The sequence below is a fragment of the Haloferula sp. genome (genome assembly GCF_049672945.1).
Classification (GTDB): domain Bacteria; phylum Verrucomicrobiota; class Verrucomicrobiia; order Verrucomicrobiales; family Akkermansiaceae; genus Haloferula.
In genome coordinates this window covers 1-14,500 of record NZ_JBATWY010000194.1, presented here as the reverse complement: position 1 = coordinate 14,500, position 14,500 = coordinate 1, and the positions used below count along the sequence as shown (strand labels likewise).

The window sequence follows — 14,500 nt, the reverse complement described above, 5'->3', positions numbered from 1 at the left end:
GCGGAATCGCCTGATTTCCTTACAGGAGTTTACTCTGCAGGATCTCGGTGACTTGCTTGGGGTTGGCCTTGCCTTTGGAGAGCTTCATGACTTGGCCTGTTAGGAAGTTGATGAGCTTGTCGTTGCCGGCCTGGATTTCTCCAACTTGCTTCGGGTTGGCCTCGATGGCTTGGTCGCAGAAGGCTTCGAGTTCGCCGGCGTCAGCGGGTTCGAAGCCCATGTCCTTGGCGACGGCAGCGGGGTCCTTGTCGGGGGCGTCGAGGAGCACGAGGAGGACTTCCTTGGCCTGGTTGAGGGCGAGCTGGCCGGATTCCACGAGTTCGAGGAGTTGGCCGGTTTTCCCGGCGGAAAGCGGGGCGTCGGCAATGGCGATGGATCGCTCGTTGAGCAGGCCAAGGAGGGTGTTGAGGAGGAAGTTGGCGGCTTTCTTCGGGTTGAGGGGTGTGTTGGATGGGACGGATGATTCGCCTTCGGATTCGGATGATGCGGGCGGGACGCCCACGCTCCCCTGAAGGATGGCCTCGAAGTACTGCGCGAGTGGTAGGTCGGAGGAAAGGACGGCGGCGTCGTAGGTCGTGACGCCGAAGTCGGCTTCGTAGCGGGCGGCGCGGTCGTGCGGGCGTTCTGTGAGAAGGGGGCGGACTTTCTCCAGGATTGGTGCGGTGCGGATGGGGAGCAGGTCGGGGCAGGAGAAGTAACGGTAGTCGTGGGCGTCTTCCTTGGTGCGGAGGAGTTGCGACTCACCGCGGTCATCATCCCAGCGGCGGGTCGACTGGACTTGGTCGATGCCTTGGTCGAGGTCTTCGGATTGGCGTTCGATTTCGTAGTCGATGGCGCGGCGGACGGCGGAGATGGAGTTGAGGTTCTTCAGTTCGATGCGGTTGCCGAGGGGGTCGCTTTCGTTTTTGCGGATGGAGATGTTGACGTCGCAGCGCAGCTGGCCTTTTTCCATATCGGCGTCGGAGATGCCGCCCTGGCGGAGGATCATCTGGAGGCTGTTGAGGAAGGCGAAGGCTTCGGCGGAGGTTTCGATGTCGGGTTCGGTGACGATCTCCATCAGCGGCGTGCCGGCGCGGTTGTAGTCGATGATCGACGAGCTGCCGAGGTGGGTGGATTTGGCGACGTCTTCTTCGAGGTGGATGCGGTTGAGGCGGACCTTGAGGCCGGGGCGCGGGATGTTCTTCCGGACGTCGGTGGGGTAGCAGTGGTCGTAGAGCGGGACTTCGCCGCCGAGGCAAAGGGGGAGGTCCATCTGCGTGGTCTGGTAGTTTTTCGGCATGTCCGGATAGAAGTAGTTCTTCCGGTCCCACTTGGAGATTTCGGGGGAGCTGCAGTCGATCAGGAGGCCTGCGAGCAGGGTTTTCTCGATGGCGTGGCGGTTGAGGACCGGCAGGGCACCGGGGAGACCGAGGCAGACGGGGCAGGTGTGGGTGTTTGGTTCGTCGGCGAAGGAGGTGCGGCAGGAACAGAACATTTTGGTTTCCGTTTTTGCCTGGCAGTGGACTTCGAGGCCGATGGTGACGAGGTAGGACATGGGGAAAAATTGAAAGCTGAGAATTTGGAAATGAGAAATGAGAAAATCAGAGATCGAGGCCTTGGAGGACTTCGCGGAGATTGTCGTTTTCGAGCATGACGTCGAGCCGGGGGTCGCGAAGGACTTCGGCGTAGCGGCCTTCGCGGGCGAGTTCGCGGAGTTGCGGGTCGCCGAGGATGAGTTGTTTCATTTCGGGTTCTTCGAGGACGCGAATGGCTTTCGGTGCGGGTTCGTCTGCGGAGGAGATGAGCTTGGCGAGGGTGAGGCGCAGGTCGCTTGATTGAGGGTCGATCTTGAGAAACCAGTCCGTCGGGATGGCCTTGTCGATGCTTTGCTTGAGCTTTGCGAGCAATGCCGTGCTCTCGGAGATCGGTTGATTGGTGAGTTCTTCGGTGTAATTTTTGATCTCGGCGATGGAGCCGGCGTGGCGCAGGAGTGTGGCACCGGCGAACCAGAGCAGGCTGGTTGGAATGAGGCTGAGAATGAGGGTGATGGCCCAACGTATGGGTGAGCGTCGGTTCTTTTCGGCCGTTTCCTCATTGGGCTCGCCGAGGGGCTTGACCACGAAGCGCCCGATCGCGCGGAGGAGCAGGAAGCTGATGACGAAGGCGGTGAGCGGTAGGGCAACGGGAAACCAAGAAGGCGCCTCGTCGAACCACTGAAGCGATAGCGAGTGGGAGTGCTGCCATGAGAAAAAGGCGGCGAGGCCGGCAAGACACAAGATGGTGCTTCCCCAAAGGATCCGTAGGAGACCGCGGAGGACCGCGAGACTGGCGATTGCGCCGAAGATCAGCAGGGCGGCGGTGCCAAGGCCGAGCTGCGGCAGGGTATCGAGGTTCAGGGCTGACAGGAGAGATTGCATGCCGGATGCCGATCACTTGAGAGATGGCTGTTAGGCGCCGCATTGTCCCCGCTGCCTCAGGAGGTGGTCGCAAACGACCAGCGCGGCCATCGCGTCGACCATGGGAACAGCGCGGGGTAGGACGCAGGCGTCGTGGCGGCCCCGGCCCTTGAGTTCGGTGTCCTCGCCGCTGGAGGTGACCGTTTCCTGCGAGGTCATGATGGTGGCGGTGGGTTTGAAGCCGACACGGAAGATGATGGGTTCGCCGTTGGAGATGCCTCCCTGGATTCCGCCGGAGCGGTTCGAGGTGGTGCGCACCTTACCATCGAGCATGCGGAAGGGGTCGTTGTGCTCGCGTCCGGTCATGCGCGTGCCGGCAAAGCCGGAGCCGATTTCGAAGCCTTTGGTGGCGGGGAGTGACATCATGGCTTTGGCGAGTTCCGCCTCGAGTTTGTCGAAGACGGGTTCTCCAATTCCGGGAGGACAATGACGAATCACGCATTCGACCGTGCCGCCGATGGAGTTGCCGTCGTTGCGGATTTCCTTGATGCGTTCGATCATTTTTCCGGCCGCAACGGGGTCTCCGGTGCGGACGATGTTTGATTCGATGTCATCGAGCGTGACGGTGGCGGGATCGACGTCCGCTTCGAGATCGTGGATGGACTTTACCCAGGCGAGGATTTCGACTTCGGGAGCGAGGGAGGCGATGACTTTCCGAGCGATGGCAGCTCCCGCGACGCGGCCGATGGTTTCCCGGGCGGAAGCACGACCGCCACCGGAAGGGGCGCGAAGGCCGTATTTGGCGTCGTAGGTGTAGTCGGCGTGGGAGGGACGGTATTTCACCGCCATTTCATCGTAGGCGCCGGGTCGCTGATCTTCGTTGCGAACAACCACGCAGATCGGGGTGCCCAAGGTGAGGTTGTCGTGAAGACCAGAGAGAATTTCGCAGGTATCGGACTCTTTGCGTGGAGTGACGATCTCGGATTGTCCGGGGCGGCGGCGGTCGAGTTCGTATTGGATGTCTTCAGCGGTTAGGGAGATGCCGGGGGGGCAGCCATCGACGATGACGCCGACGCCTCCGCCATGGGATTCGCCGAAGGTGTGGATACGGAAAGCGTGGCCGAAGCTCGAAGACATGCGACCCAGTGTAGGAGAGCTTGGCCGCGAGGAAAGTGTTGATTGTCCCGTGCGGCTCAGCGCCTGAAGGCTGCTCGTTGGCGCGGGCTCAGGTATTTCATGGCGAGTTGGGGATTCTGGTGGAGCCAGGCGTTGAGCTTGGTGGCCTGGGCCGGGCTGAGTCCAAGCTTTCCGGAGTTGGTTCCGGAAAGCTGCTTCTTTTGATCGCTGGCAGGAGCCGCCCGGTAGCCCTTGAGCACCGCGACGGGCAGGCGGGTGTTTGAGAGGGACTTGAAGTCTGCGGCGGGAAGGAAGACGCCGTTGGCGCAGTCCACTTTGGTCGCCGCGTCGATCAAGTCGGAGAGGGTGGTGGTATTCGGGTCATAGCGGAGCAGGGTGACCTCGCGACCCGCGATGAATCCAGCCTCACTGGTGACGACGCCTTCGATCTGGCCGAGCTTCATTTCTCCGGTCCAGAAGCAGTACATCGAGAAGGCCGCCGACCTGAGCCCAGTGGAGTGCTCAGTCTGGAGGAGCGAGAGGTAGCGGGGGATGGGGCGCTTCGATTGTTTGAGTGCGAGGATCATGCGGTCAATCAGAGGCGCAGTCGTCCAGACCTTGTCTTTGCGCGGGATCAGGTCCTTGCCATTGGAGTCAAGGAAGCGAACGACCTGATAGTTCCAGGCGGGTTCGTTGTAGCGCTTGAGGATCTCGGCGTCCCTGCCTCCGCTGTTGTTGTGGATGAGCACCGGGGTGAATTCGTTCTCGATGGCATCGACGACAAGTGGATCGGAGAGCACTTCCCTGCCGAACTGCTTGCATCCCGAGCATCCGGGGACCTCTTGGAAAAGGGCGAAGACCGGTTTGCCGGACTTCTTGGAGGAGGTGAGTGCTGCGTCGAAGTCGCGCTGCCACTGGACCGTTCCGACTTCGATGGCTTGCTCGCTTGCCGCGGAGCAGGAAATTGAAAACGCTGCAAGCATCGGAAGAAGATTCCGTCGTTTCATGGTTGTGTGAGTCGGATGGGGCCGAGTAATTCCGATTGAAAGGTTGCCGATGAATGCCAGTCTGGATGATGACGATGTTGCTACGCCTGCTCCTTTTGTTCAGTTTGGTGGTTTCAGCCCGTGGAGTTGATCATGGACCGATCGTTCAGTGGTCGGAAAACCCGGATTCCAAGGCTTCGATTCGCTGGATCGAGCGGGTGGGAGCCGCGGGCCGTGAGGGCAAGTGGGTGAAGGGGCCGGGAGGATTCGGCTACGGCGATGATGACGACACCACGGTGCTTCGTGGAATGGAGAACAACTACCAATCGGTGGCGATCAGGCGGAAATTCTCCTTGCCCGATTTCCTGCCGAAGGACGCCACACTCTATCTCGCTGCCCGCTACGACGACGGTTTCGTCGCCTGGTTGGATGGGGAGGAGATCGTCAGGAAGAATGTGCGGATCGTCGACGGGAAAGAGCAAGTGATCAACAAACATGAAGCTCGGGGAGTCGAAGAGACCCTGCTGGGCAAGGCTGCTGATCTGATCGGCAGCGGAGAAAAGATTCTCGCGGTGGAGGGTTTCAATGATGGTAAGACCAGTTCGGACTTCACCTTGGACATCCGGCTTGTCGGGAAGTCGGGAGGGAAGACTTATGTGCTCATCGCGGAAGGGGACGAGTGGGAATACCTGGCTGGCGAGAAGCCGAAGGCAGGGTGGCGGAGAACGACCGAAGCTACCGAGCTTTCAGAAGAAGACAGGGAACTGGTGGAAACGATGGATTATCGAATCGAGGGAGAAACCGAATGGAAGTCGGCCACGATCGAACGTCATCCGTTTGCCGAAACCGCGCACCGGGTGGGCCATGTGGATCTGGAGGGTCTGCCCGCCGCCAGTGTGATTGAGTTCAAACACGGCGATTCAAGCTACCGCTTTCGAACTGCTCCTAAGGATGGCGTGGACCTGCGTTTCGTCACCGGGGGGGACATGTTTCACGAACGGAAATTGCTTGATGCGATGAATGCGCGTGCGGGTGCCGAAGATCCGATGTTTGCCTTGCTTGGTGGAGATTTGGCCTACACCAACGACTCCAATCCGGCCCGCTGGTTCATCTGGTTCGACTCCTGGGCTGAAAATGCCCGGACGCCCGGCGGCCTCATGGTCCCGATGGTGGTGGCGATTGGCAATCATGAGATAAAGGGCGCTTCCTACCGCCCCAACGACGCGCCGGGACCGGAAATGGCCAAGGAGTTCTTCAGTCTGTTCAAAATGCCGGAAACCGGACAGGCCCGGCAGGCCATTGATATCGGAGATCAGTTTTCGCTGATTCTCTTGGATTCCGGGCACTCTGCGACGCTCGCCAGTCAGAGTGCCTGGCTGGAGGAGTGTCTCAAGGAACGCCAGGGGGTGAAGCGCCTGTTTGTTTGCTATCATCGTCCGGCCTGGGGCTCGGGTGCGAAGGACGATGCGGTGGAGATCCAAGAGCAGTGGTCACCTCTTTTTGAAGAATATCAGGTCGATGCGGTGTTTGAAAACGACCATCATGTCTATGCCCGAACCCATCCGGTCTACGAAGGCAAGGTCGATGAGATACGAGGTGTGCCGTACCTTGGATCGGGCGCGTGGGGGGTGAAAATCCGGCAGGTTCCCCTTGATGCCAAAGAGAAGCGGCCGTGGCTCGCTGAAGCCGAGGCACTCAATCATCTGTACGTGATCGAGTGCAACGAGAACGGCTGGACGGCCGTCGCCAAAAAGGCGAGAGGAACCGAGTTTGACCGGGTCGAGCGGAAGTGGAGACGCTGAAGCGTTTCAATCAGGCGCTGGCGCGGCGCGGGCCACGACGGCGTCGGCGATTTCCGCCTCCGCCTGCACCGCCACCGGATGATCCGCCGGAACTGGCTGGGCGACCGCCGGACCTGCCGCTGGGTCGGCCACCTCCTGAGCGGTTGCCTTGCTTGACCTTGGCCACGCCATTCGAGCGACTACCATGGCGCAGGTGGTCGGCCGCCAATGAGGCGAGATGCCAATCCTGATCGTCATCGACGGTGAGAGGGTTGCCGATGAGTTTTTCGATGTCGCGGAGGTAGTCGCGTTCGTCCGGGCAGCAGAAGGAAGCGGCGTGACCGGTGGCACCGGCACGGCCAGTGCGGCCGATGCGGTGGACGTAGGCTTCCGGTTCGTTCGGAAGATCGAAATTGACCACCAGGGTAACGGCTTTCACATCGACCCCTCGTGCGGCGACGTCGGTCGCGACGAGAACGGGGATCTTACCCTCGCGAAAGCGGGCAAGTGTCTTGTCGCGTTGTGGCTGCGAGCGGTTGCCGTGAATGGCTTCGGCAGCAATGCCGTCCTTGCTGATCATGCGAGCGAGCTTGTCCGAGCCATGTTTGGTTCGTGAAAAGACGATGGTCAATTCACCTGGTTTTTGCTCGCCGAGGAGTTTGAGCAGAAGAGCGCGTTTGTTCTCCCGTTCGATAAAGCAGACGCGCTGCTCGACCTTTTCCGCAGTAGTGGTTTCCGGGGCGATGGAGACGGTCACAGGATCAACGAGGATCGTGTGGGCGAGGTTTACCATGGCCGGGGCGAGGGTCGCCGAGAAGAAGAGCGATTGGCGCTTCTTCGGGAGTAGTGCGACGATACGCTGGACATCCCGTTGAAAGCCCATGTCGAGCATGCGGTCGACTTCATCGAGAACGAAGAAGTCGACGCTGGAGAGGTTGATATGGCCTTGGTCGATCAGGTCGAGAAGACGACCCGGGCAGGCGACGAGGACGTCGACTCCGCTGCGCATGGCATTGACTTGAGGTCGCTGGCCGACGCCTCCGTAAACGAGGGCGTGCTTGATTTTGATATACTTGCCGTAGGTCTCGAGGCTTTTGCCGACCTGGGTGGCGAGTTCACGGGTGGGTGTTAGAACGAGAACCCGCGGGCTCTTCGGGCGGAGTGGGCGGGGGTCGGCGTGAAGCTCTTGCAGGATCGGTAGCGAGAACGCAGCGGTCTTGCCGGTTCCAGTCTGGGCGCAACCAAGCAGGTCGCGGCCCTTCAGCAAATGCGGAATGGCCTGAGCCTGAATCGGCGAAGGAGTGGTGTATTTGCTCTCGGAAAGAGCGCGTTGGATGGGCGCAGCCAGTGGCAGCGCCTCGAATGTATTCGGGGTCATGTTGTCAGTGAGCCCGGCTGCCAATTCTGGCGCCTGAGCGGGTCTCGATGAGGGTATGTTAGGTGGAACCCAGGACCATTCTCTCATCGATGAAGACCGGCAACGGGAGCGGCTCGACTGATGAACCGCTGATCTTCCGAGAAGGAAGACGGCCGCGTCTTAGCCTGCAAACGAGGAAAGGCAAGGTTAATCCGGTGTGGTTGAAATTCCACCGGCTCTGCATTTGTCGCGACGATTTCCGGCGGTGTAGCGAATAACGAAATGCTCGGCAGCCTGCTGGTGAGTTACTTGTGACGCAATCGACACGAAGAAGCGCAGCCTCCGACTCGTTGAAGCGTGCTAAGGGTCAAGGCGAATTATTTAAGGAACCTGTATCATTCATGAGAATTGAAATCGTCACGGATACCTTTGCGCCGGATGTGAACGGAGTTGCGATGACTTTGGGTCGGCTGGCCGATGGGATGCGGCGGAGGGGGCATCGGGTGCATGTGATTCGGACGGGTGAGGAGAGGTCCCCCAGTGAGACCTTGGCGCCATCACTGTCGTTGCCCGGATACAGGGAGATACGCTTAGGATTGCCGGGTCCGTTCAAGCTGCGCAAGCGCTGGGTGAAGTCGCGACCGGATGTGATCTATGTGGCAACGGAAAGTCTGCTCGGAGTTTCAGCGATCAAGGCGGCGAGTGCTTTACGGATCCCGGTGGTGGCTGGTTTTCATACGAACTTCCATCAATACATGGAGGCCTACCGTCTGGGCGGCCTGCAACCGGCGGCGATCAGTTATTTGAAACACGTGCACAACCGTGCCGATCTGACGTTGGCGCCGACGCCTGATGTGGTTGAGATGCTGAAGTCCAAGGGCTTTGAGAACGTAAGGATTCTCGGTCGCGGAGTGGATACCGAGTTGTTTCATCCGGGTCAGCGTGCGGCCGCGCTTCGTGCCTCGTGGGGAGTGCGTGAAGGTGCACCGGTGGCGATGGTGGTTGGGCGATTGGCAGCGGAAAAAAATCTGCCGCTGGTGATGGAGTGTTTTCGCAGGATGCGTGAACGGGTGCCGGACCTGCAGTGCGTTTGTGTGGGTGATGGTCCACTCAGGGATTCGCTGAAGGCGAAACATCCCTTCGTTCAGTTCGTCGGGGTGAAGACCGGCAAGGAACTGGCGGCTCATTATGCATCGGCCGACATTCTTCTTTTCCCGAGTGAGTCGGAGACCTTTGGGAATGTGATTCTCGAGGGGATGGCATCGGGTCTGGTGACAGTGAGCTACGACTATGCGGCGGCAGGGCGGCATGTGCAGCAGGGGATGAATGGATTGAAAGCGAGCAAGGGCAATTCGAGTGAGTTTGCCGAGTTGGCGATGATCGCGCTTCGCGAATGGGAGGGAGGCATGCGTGAGGAAGCCCGACGTTCGGTGCAGGGGCTCGGCTGGGAGTCCGTGATCTTGAGTTTCGAGGAGTCATTGGCGGCAGCTGTGCGCAAGCGTGGGCGGGTGACTTTGAGTCGAAAGGAGATGCGCAAGGGAAAGAAGCGCCGGTTCCGCAGCGTGTTCCTGTCAGATATTCATTTGGGAACTCCGGAGAGCAAAGTTCATGAGGTGATGAATTTTCTCAAGCACATCGAGTGTGAGAAGCTGGTGCTGAATGGTGACATCATCGATGGCTGGGCGCTGCGTCGCGGGGCGAAATGGAGGAAGCGGCATAGTCGCTTCGTTCGGACCATTCTCAAGATCATGGAACGGGGTGATACCGAGGTTGTCTACTGTCGGGGAAATCACGACGACATCCTGGAGCGCTTCCTGCCACTCAGTTTCGGCAAGCTGAGGTTTGTGAAGGAGAACCTTCATGAGGCTGCGGACGGGAAGAAGTATCTGGTGATCCACGGTGATGGTTTTGACAGCGTGTCGACAAATCACCGGTGGTTGGCGACGATCGGTGCCTTTGGATACGATTCGCTGCTGGCCGTCAATCGAGTCTACAATCACTACCGTGCGTGGCGCGGGAAGGAGTATTTCTCATTGAGCAAACGAGTGAAAGGAGCGGTGAAGTCGGCCGTGAGCTTTGTTGATAGCTATGAAAAGCAGCTCCAGGCACTGGCGGTGAAGCGGAACTGTGATGGGATCATCTGCGGGCACATCCATACACCGGAAGACAAGCAGGTCGGTGGTGTGCGTTACTTGAACTCAGGTGACTGGGTGGAAAGCTTGACGGCGATCGTCGAGCATCATGACGGTCGAATGGAGCTGATCCAATACGATGAGTTCATGAGGGAGTTGACGGACGGCATCGTGGATTTGTTGGCCAAAAGGAAGGTTTCCGACGAGGCTGAAGTGATTCTTTCCGCGTAAGCTGAAAGCTGATTGGGGTTGCGAATAAAAAACCCGAAGCGGATGGATCCGCTTCGGGTTTGAGTCAATTGCCTGGGCTTCTCAGCCTTTCGTGAAGTCAAGACCGGGATCGCCATCGGGGCTGCCGATGATGGCGAAGTGCATTTGGTTGTCATCTGCGAGCTTCACTTCGGAGACCATCTGAGTGTCGTCGGAAGTGAGCACGAGCAGGCCCTTTTCATTGAGACCGTAGGTGCCGGTGAGCTCACTGTCGTTCTCGCCTTCCTTGTAGCCCCAGGTGTAGTCGCCGGTCTCTTTCATGGTGAAGGTGATGGTTCCTCCACTAGCGGACTTGCTCACCCAGGTGCCGACGAGTTTGTCGACAGGGACGGGCTCGGGTGCTGGTGGTGGTTCGGGAGCATCTCCAGGATCGCCGTTGTCGGGAATCGAGCTCAGGGTGAGCTCGGCCAGTTGGCTGGCAATGGTGTCAGCGGGCTGCAGCTCGGCAGTCCTCTTGAACTCCTTGTAGGATTCCTCCATCTCTCCGCAGACCATGTAGTGGTATCCGAGGAGGAAATGGGAGTCGGCCTTGTCCGGCGAACCGCTCACGTATTCCTCGAGCTTCTTGAGCTGGTCGCTGTAGGTACTAGAAGACTCGTAGAATCCGATCATGGTGTCCCAGCTCCAACCGGGGCCGGAGGCGAGGACGGCATTGAGGACACCCGTGGCATCGGAGTATTTGCCGAGGGCGAAGAAGACCAAGGCTCGGAATTCGTGAAGGGTCACGTCGTCCGGGGTGTATCCGAGGGCTTCGTCGATGGCCGTTGATGCGGCCATGTAGTCGCCCTTCCTGAAGGCGATACGGGAGCGGTCGAGCGCCTCGTCCGACTTGGTGGCAGCAAGCTCAACTTCGGCATCGTCGCCCGGAGGATTGGCTGCCGCTGCGACCGATATTGGCTGGGTATAGGTGACGTAGGTGTTCTGAACGGGTGGCGCGGGATAAGGGTTCGAGTAGGACTTGTAGCCCATGTCGTAGATCATGTTGCCGAGACTCCAGACTCCGATGCCCCACATGAAGCCTTTGGCGAAGTCATTGTCATCGTAATACCAGTGGCGACGGTAGTAGGCACTGTTCCAGCCGTAGCCCCAGTGGCCGTGATGCCATCCGTGGTATCCGCCCGCACCCCACCATGGCCGACCGCCCCAGTAGTTCGGGCGGTAGGCGAAGTTGTTGTTGTTGCGGAAGTTGTTGTTGATCCGGATGTTGACGTTGTTGTTGTTGCCCCAGACGCCACTGTTGCCACCCCATTTGTTGGAGTTCCAGTCGCGCTTGTTGGCGGGCAGCGTGGCCGGACGGTTCAGGCCGTTGTTTCTGCGACCGACATTGACGTTGTTGATGTAGTTGTTGCCGCGGTTGTTGCCGATACTGGTGTTGTTGCCGATCTTTGGCTTGTTCGGGTAGGAGACCATGCCGGGAAGGGTCGAGGGGCGATTGCCCGCACCTGGCCGGTTGCCAATGCCCGATCCCGGACGGTTTCCGTCTCCGATTCCCGGGCGGTTTCCATTCCCAATGCCGGGACGGTTTCCATCTCCAATACCGGGCCGGTTCGCAGGAAGTGTCGAAGGTCGATTGGCAGGCCTGCTCGGCGGATTGATGGACGGGCGAGTCGCCGGCTTGGTACTGGGACGTGTGGTCGGCTTCTGAATCGAAGGCCGGGTCGCAGGCTTGGTTGTGGGTCTCTGGATCGAAGGCCGGGTCGCCGGCTTGGTCGTTGGCCTCTGGATCGAAGGTCTTGCGGCAGGCTTTGCGGTGGGTTTGCTTGCCGGACGCGAAAAAGAGGGTCTCGCGGCGGGTTTTGGAGCAGGACGCGCGGCGGGTCTTTGGACCCGTGAGCTGGTCATCGGGCTACGCTTAACCTGACGGGCTCCGCCGCCGCCGTGACTCACTTTAGCTTTACCGCCGCCGCCTCCGAAGCCTCGGGCGTCCGACTCGGGGATGACGAAGAATACTCCGATAAGGAGAATGATGAATGTGGTAGGAAATTTCATGGCTTGAATGGTTTGGGGTTTCAATTGCTGGCGGGGACGGGAGGGCGTCGAACGAGCCGAATCTGGTTGTCTGGTTGTTTCTCGCCGCTGATAACTTTGTCTTTGACGGTCCATACAATGGTGTCCGTGCCATCGGTTGTGAGATTCTGACTTGATGTGACGGTTTCACCGTCGGCGGTCGTTCCTTCGGTTCGAATCAACCAACCTTCGTCGGTCGAGGTCCAAAGGCTCTGCCTACTGCCGCCACGACTGTCGAACATCCACGAAGCAATCGACTCGCGGGCGGCATTCCAGCCGATGCGGATGGAGCCGGTCTGGGGTTCGCCATCGGGTGTGGTGGTTAGCATTTCTCCGATGAGAAACTTGCCGGAGTCTTCCCAATCGATCGCCAGGTCGAGTCGGACTTCGTCCATCATGCAGGTCCAGTCTCCAATGAGGACCTTGGAAAGTTCGAACAACTCACCGGTGGCATCGGTGACATCCGTGAGGTCGCGAGTGCTGGCAATCTCCCAATCGCCGGAATCGCTTTTCAGAAGTACGGCCGTGTAATTGATGGAGCGGGGAGGGGCATTTTCCTCCGGTGCGGTTAGATGGGCGGTGCCGTCTTCGATGGCGAGGTTGGGTGCAACGAGGCGGACGGAGTCGACTTCGATGGCGATGCCCGGCGCTTGATCACTTGAGAAGATCTCTTCGTAGTGGGCCTTGATGGCATCGCGGCCGGAAAGGATGTCTTCGCCGGAGCGGTTGGTCATCTCGCCATCTTCGGTGAATAGTTGGGAGATCGCGTCTGCGTCCTTGTCGTTGTAGGCGACGACGAAAGCGGCGGCCGCATTGGCAAGGCCGTCGATCTCGGCGGTTGGCTCTTCGGCCTTGATGGGGGTGCCTGCAAGCAAAGCTGCGGCAAGACAAGTGGTTATGGTTCGCTTCATGGGATGGGAAATGGTGACGGTTTCGAAGAAGATGGATAAGTTTCGACGGAACGACTTTGTAGTCCTCAGGGCAGGCTGCTGCAAGTCGCTTTCTCAATAAGCGTGCGCTATGGATCTGATGCGCGAATGCTATGGATTGAGTCTGGGAAGGTATTTCTCCTGAACTTTCTCCCGGTGAGGTCGTTTAGTCAGTTTGAGGGCGGTGGCTAAAGCGTCACCCGACCAGGTCTGATGGTTTTTGGCGACCCCGTAGAGTTGAGCGTAGAGATTGCTCAGCTCTTTTGAAAGCATCTCAGATGGAGTGAGTTCGGGGAGGAGGGGGCGGAGCTTGTTCCACTTGTTCATGGCTTCTTTGGGGTCGTTCCGATGGCATGCCCTGAGAAACGCCCGCTCAGCACGACGTGGCGGGGGATCGATCCACTCGTAAAGCTGGTGGAACGCGGTTGCTAGTCGCAGCCGGAAAATAAAACCGCAGGTGAGTAGTGCCGCGGGGACGAGCAGCCAGAGATAGCGGGTGGGCGAAGGTTTCTCAGGTGGCAAAGGGGGTGCGGTTGCGGTGAAGGAGACTGCCGGGAGTGTGCGAAGCTCGAGGGTCTGGGTTGTCGGGTTCCACCAACGGTAGCGGATCTCGGGAAGGGTATGCAGGCCTGCCTGTTGGATGAGGTAGGTGAGTGTGTCCCGTCGCTCTCCGAGGAACTCTCCCCGTTCTGTCTCGTCCTTGACTTCGGGGCTTCCAAGATAGGTCCGAATCCCGTCGATCTCCGGTGTGGGGGCGGGTTCGAGGGCGATTCCGGTCATCTGCTCAGCTCGTTGTTCGATGGTGCGCTTGAGGACGGCGCCGGTTTCAAGTGGCCCGGGTGTTGGATCCCAGGACTCTTCGACTTCGAGAGATGGAGTCGTGACCAGAAATCCGAGCGACTCGCTGCCGGGTGGACGATTGATGGTGAGGGTCGCCGGTTCCGTATCTGCTTCCGTGTCGAATGTGGGCCCAGTGTATCCCTTGAGATGGCTGAAGCGTGCGGTGATCGGCGGCAGTTCGAGAGTGCCATCCGCCTGAGAGAATAGCGCGAACTCGTGACGTTGGACGAAGTATTCCCTGTCGCCGTCGGTTTCAGAAGAAAGGACCGGGCTGCCGATTTTGATGATGACCGTTTTCGGAATCTCGGGGAGATCGAATGAGGCGGCACCTTTGAAGGATCCTTCGGCGCGAAGTTCGATGAAAAGGGGAACGCGCTGGCCGGTCCAGGCTTCGGGCTCGGGGATGATCAGTTTGGCTCCGGGGTCAGCGGTGAGGACTGCTGTTAGGATGAAGAGGATTTGAACAGAAGGAAACGAAGATAACGAATTTTTGAATAAATTGTAGGTGAGTTCAATGAGGCGCAGCAGTCCGTGCCTTTCCTTTGTTATCTTTGTTTCCTTCTGTAGAAATTTCTTCATTTTGAGATGCAACTGATTTTTGGACCGATATTTGGTTAGTTTAGCGTGTTGAATGAGGCCTCGAACTGGGCCGGGGTGCGGTAGCCGAGGGAAGAGTGTTTGCGGTGGATGTTGTAGTAGCCTTCGAT

Annotated in this window: 10 protein-coding genes; 2 read left to right on the top strand and 8 right to left on the bottom strand. The window is 59.0% G+C overall.

Features of this window, described 5'->3' with window-relative positions; genetic code table 11:
- Positions 1 to 19 precede the first annotated feature (19 nt).
- Genes gatB through WBG04_RS17895 form a run of 4 tightly spaced genes read right to left on the bottom strand, consistent with a single transcriptional unit; the run spans position 20 to position 4,498 of the window.
- A complete protein-coding gene (gene gatB, locus WBG04_RS17910) occupies positions 20 to 1,534 on the bottom strand; it encodes an Asp-tRNA(Asn)/Glu-tRNA(Gln) amidotransferase subunit GatB (protein WP_424316077.1) in 1,515 nt (504 codons plus the stop codon).
- A 46-nt stretch (positions 1,535 to 1,580) separates the two neighbouring features.
- Positions 1,581 to 2,396 (bottom strand): hypothetical protein, encoded by an 816-nt coding sequence (locus WBG04_RS17905; protein WP_424316076.1) that lies wholly within the window; start codon positions 2,394 to 2,396, stop codon positions 1,581 to 1,583.
- Between the two features lie 30 nt (positions 2,397 to 2,426).
- On the bottom strand, positions 2,427 to 3,512 hold the full coding sequence (gene aroC / locus WBG04_RS17900) for a chorismate synthase (RefSeq protein ID WP_424316075.1): 1,086 nt from the start codon (positions 3,510 to 3,512) through the stop codon (positions 2,427 to 2,429).
- A 56-nt stretch (positions 3,513 to 3,568) separates the two neighbouring features.
- Positions 3,569 to 4,498, bottom strand: a complete 930-nt coding sequence (locus WBG04_RS17895; RefSeq protein WP_424316074.1) for a VPGUxxT family thioredoxin-like (seleno)protein, type 2 — start codon at positions 4,496 to 4,498, stop codon at positions 3,569 to 3,571.
- Between the two features lie 65 nt (positions 4,499 to 4,563).
- On the opposite strand from WBG04_RS17895, the gene WBG04_RS17890 reads away from it, so the two are divergent.
- On the top strand, positions 4,564 to 6,279 hold the full coding sequence (locus WBG04_RS17890) for a metallophosphoesterase (RefSeq protein ID WP_424316073.1): 1,716 nt from the start codon (positions 4,564 to 4,566) through the stop codon (positions 6,277 to 6,279).
- A gap of 10 nt (positions 6,280 to 6,289) precedes the next feature.
- On the opposite strand, the gene WBG04_RS17885 is transcribed toward WBG04_RS17890, so the two are convergent.
- Positions 6,290 to 7,636 carry a DEAD/DEAH box helicase gene (locus tag WBG04_RS17885; protein ID WP_424316072.1) on the bottom strand — a complete coding sequence of 449 codons (1,347 nt, stop codon included), beginning with the start codon at positions 7,634 to 7,636 and terminating at the stop codon, positions 6,290 to 6,292.
- A 380-nt stretch (positions 7,637 to 8,016) separates the two neighbouring features.
- Here WBG04_RS17885 and WBG04_RS17880 point away from each other — a divergent pair, with 380 nt between their 5' ends.
- Positions 8,017 to 9,978, top strand: coding sequence for a glycosyltransferase (locus tag WBG04_RS17880; protein ID WP_424316071.1), 1,962 nt, complete (start codon positions 8,017 to 8,019; stop codon positions 9,976 to 9,978).
- A gap of 81 nt (positions 9,979 to 10,059) precedes the next feature.
- Here the strand turns inward: WBG04_RS17880 and WBG04_RS17875 are convergent, their stop codons facing one another.
- The 3 genes from WBG04_RS17875 to WBG04_RS17865 form a co-directional block, all read right to left on the bottom strand.
- Complete coding sequence (locus WBG04_RS17875; protein WP_424316070.1) at positions 10,060 to 12,006, bottom strand: tetratricopeptide repeat protein; 1,947 nt, start codon at positions 12,004 to 12,006, stop codon at positions 10,060 to 10,062.
- Positions 12,007 to 12,026: 20 nt separating this feature from the next.
- A complete protein-coding gene (locus tag WBG04_RS17870; RefSeq protein ID WP_424316069.1) occupies positions 12,027 to 12,935 on the bottom strand; it encodes a YybH family protein in 909 nt (302 codons plus the stop codon).
- Positions 12,936 to 13,064: 129 nt separating this feature from the next.
- Positions 13,065 to 14,372 (bottom strand): hypothetical protein, encoded by a 1,308-nt coding sequence (locus WBG04_RS17865; protein WP_424316068.1) that lies wholly within the window; start codon positions 14,370 to 14,372, stop codon positions 13,065 to 13,067.
- Positions 14,373 to 14,500 lie beyond the last annotated feature (128 nt).

Excerpts from the sequence above, each read along its gene's own strand:
- WBG04_RS17870 (WP_424316069.1), bottom strand. The coding sequence starts at position 12,935 with ATGAAGCGAACCATAACCACTTGTCTTGCCGCAGCTTTGCTTGCAGGC.
- WBG04_RS17890 (WP_424316073.1), top strand. The coding sequence starts at position 4,564 with ATGATGACGATGTTGCTACGCCTGCTCCTTTTGTTCAGTTTGGTGGTT.
- WBG04_RS17880 (WP_424316071.1), top strand. The coding sequence starts at position 8,017 with ATGAGAATTGAAATCGTCACGGATACCTTTGCGCCGGATGTGAACGGA.
- aroC (WP_424316075.1), bottom strand. The coding sequence starts at position 3,512 with ATGTCTTCGAGCTTCGGCCACGCTTTCCGTATCCACACCTTCGGCGAA.
- WBG04_RS17905 (WP_424316076.1), bottom strand. The coding sequence starts at position 2,396 with ATGCAATCTCTCCTGTCAGCCCTGAACCTCGATACCCTGCCGCAGCTC.
- gatB (WP_424316077.1), bottom strand. The coding sequence starts at position 1,534 with ATGTCCTACCTCGTCACCATCGGCCTCGAAGTCCACTGCCAGGCAAAA.
- WBG04_RS17875 (WP_424316070.1), bottom strand. The coding sequence starts at position 12,006 with ATGAAATTTCCTACCACATTCATCATTCTCCTTATCGGAGTATTCTTC.
- WBG04_RS17885 (WP_424316072.1), bottom strand. The coding sequence starts at position 7,636 with ATGACCCCGAATACATTCGAGGCGCTGCCACTGGCTGCGCCCATCCAA.
- WBG04_RS17895 (WP_424316074.1), bottom strand. The coding sequence starts at position 4,498 with ATGAAACGACGGAATCTTCTTCCGATGCTTGCAGCGTTTTCAATTTCC.
- WBG04_RS17865 (WP_424316068.1), bottom strand. The coding sequence starts at position 14,372 with ATGAAGAAATTTCTACAGAAGGAAACAAAGATAACAAAGGAAAGGCAC.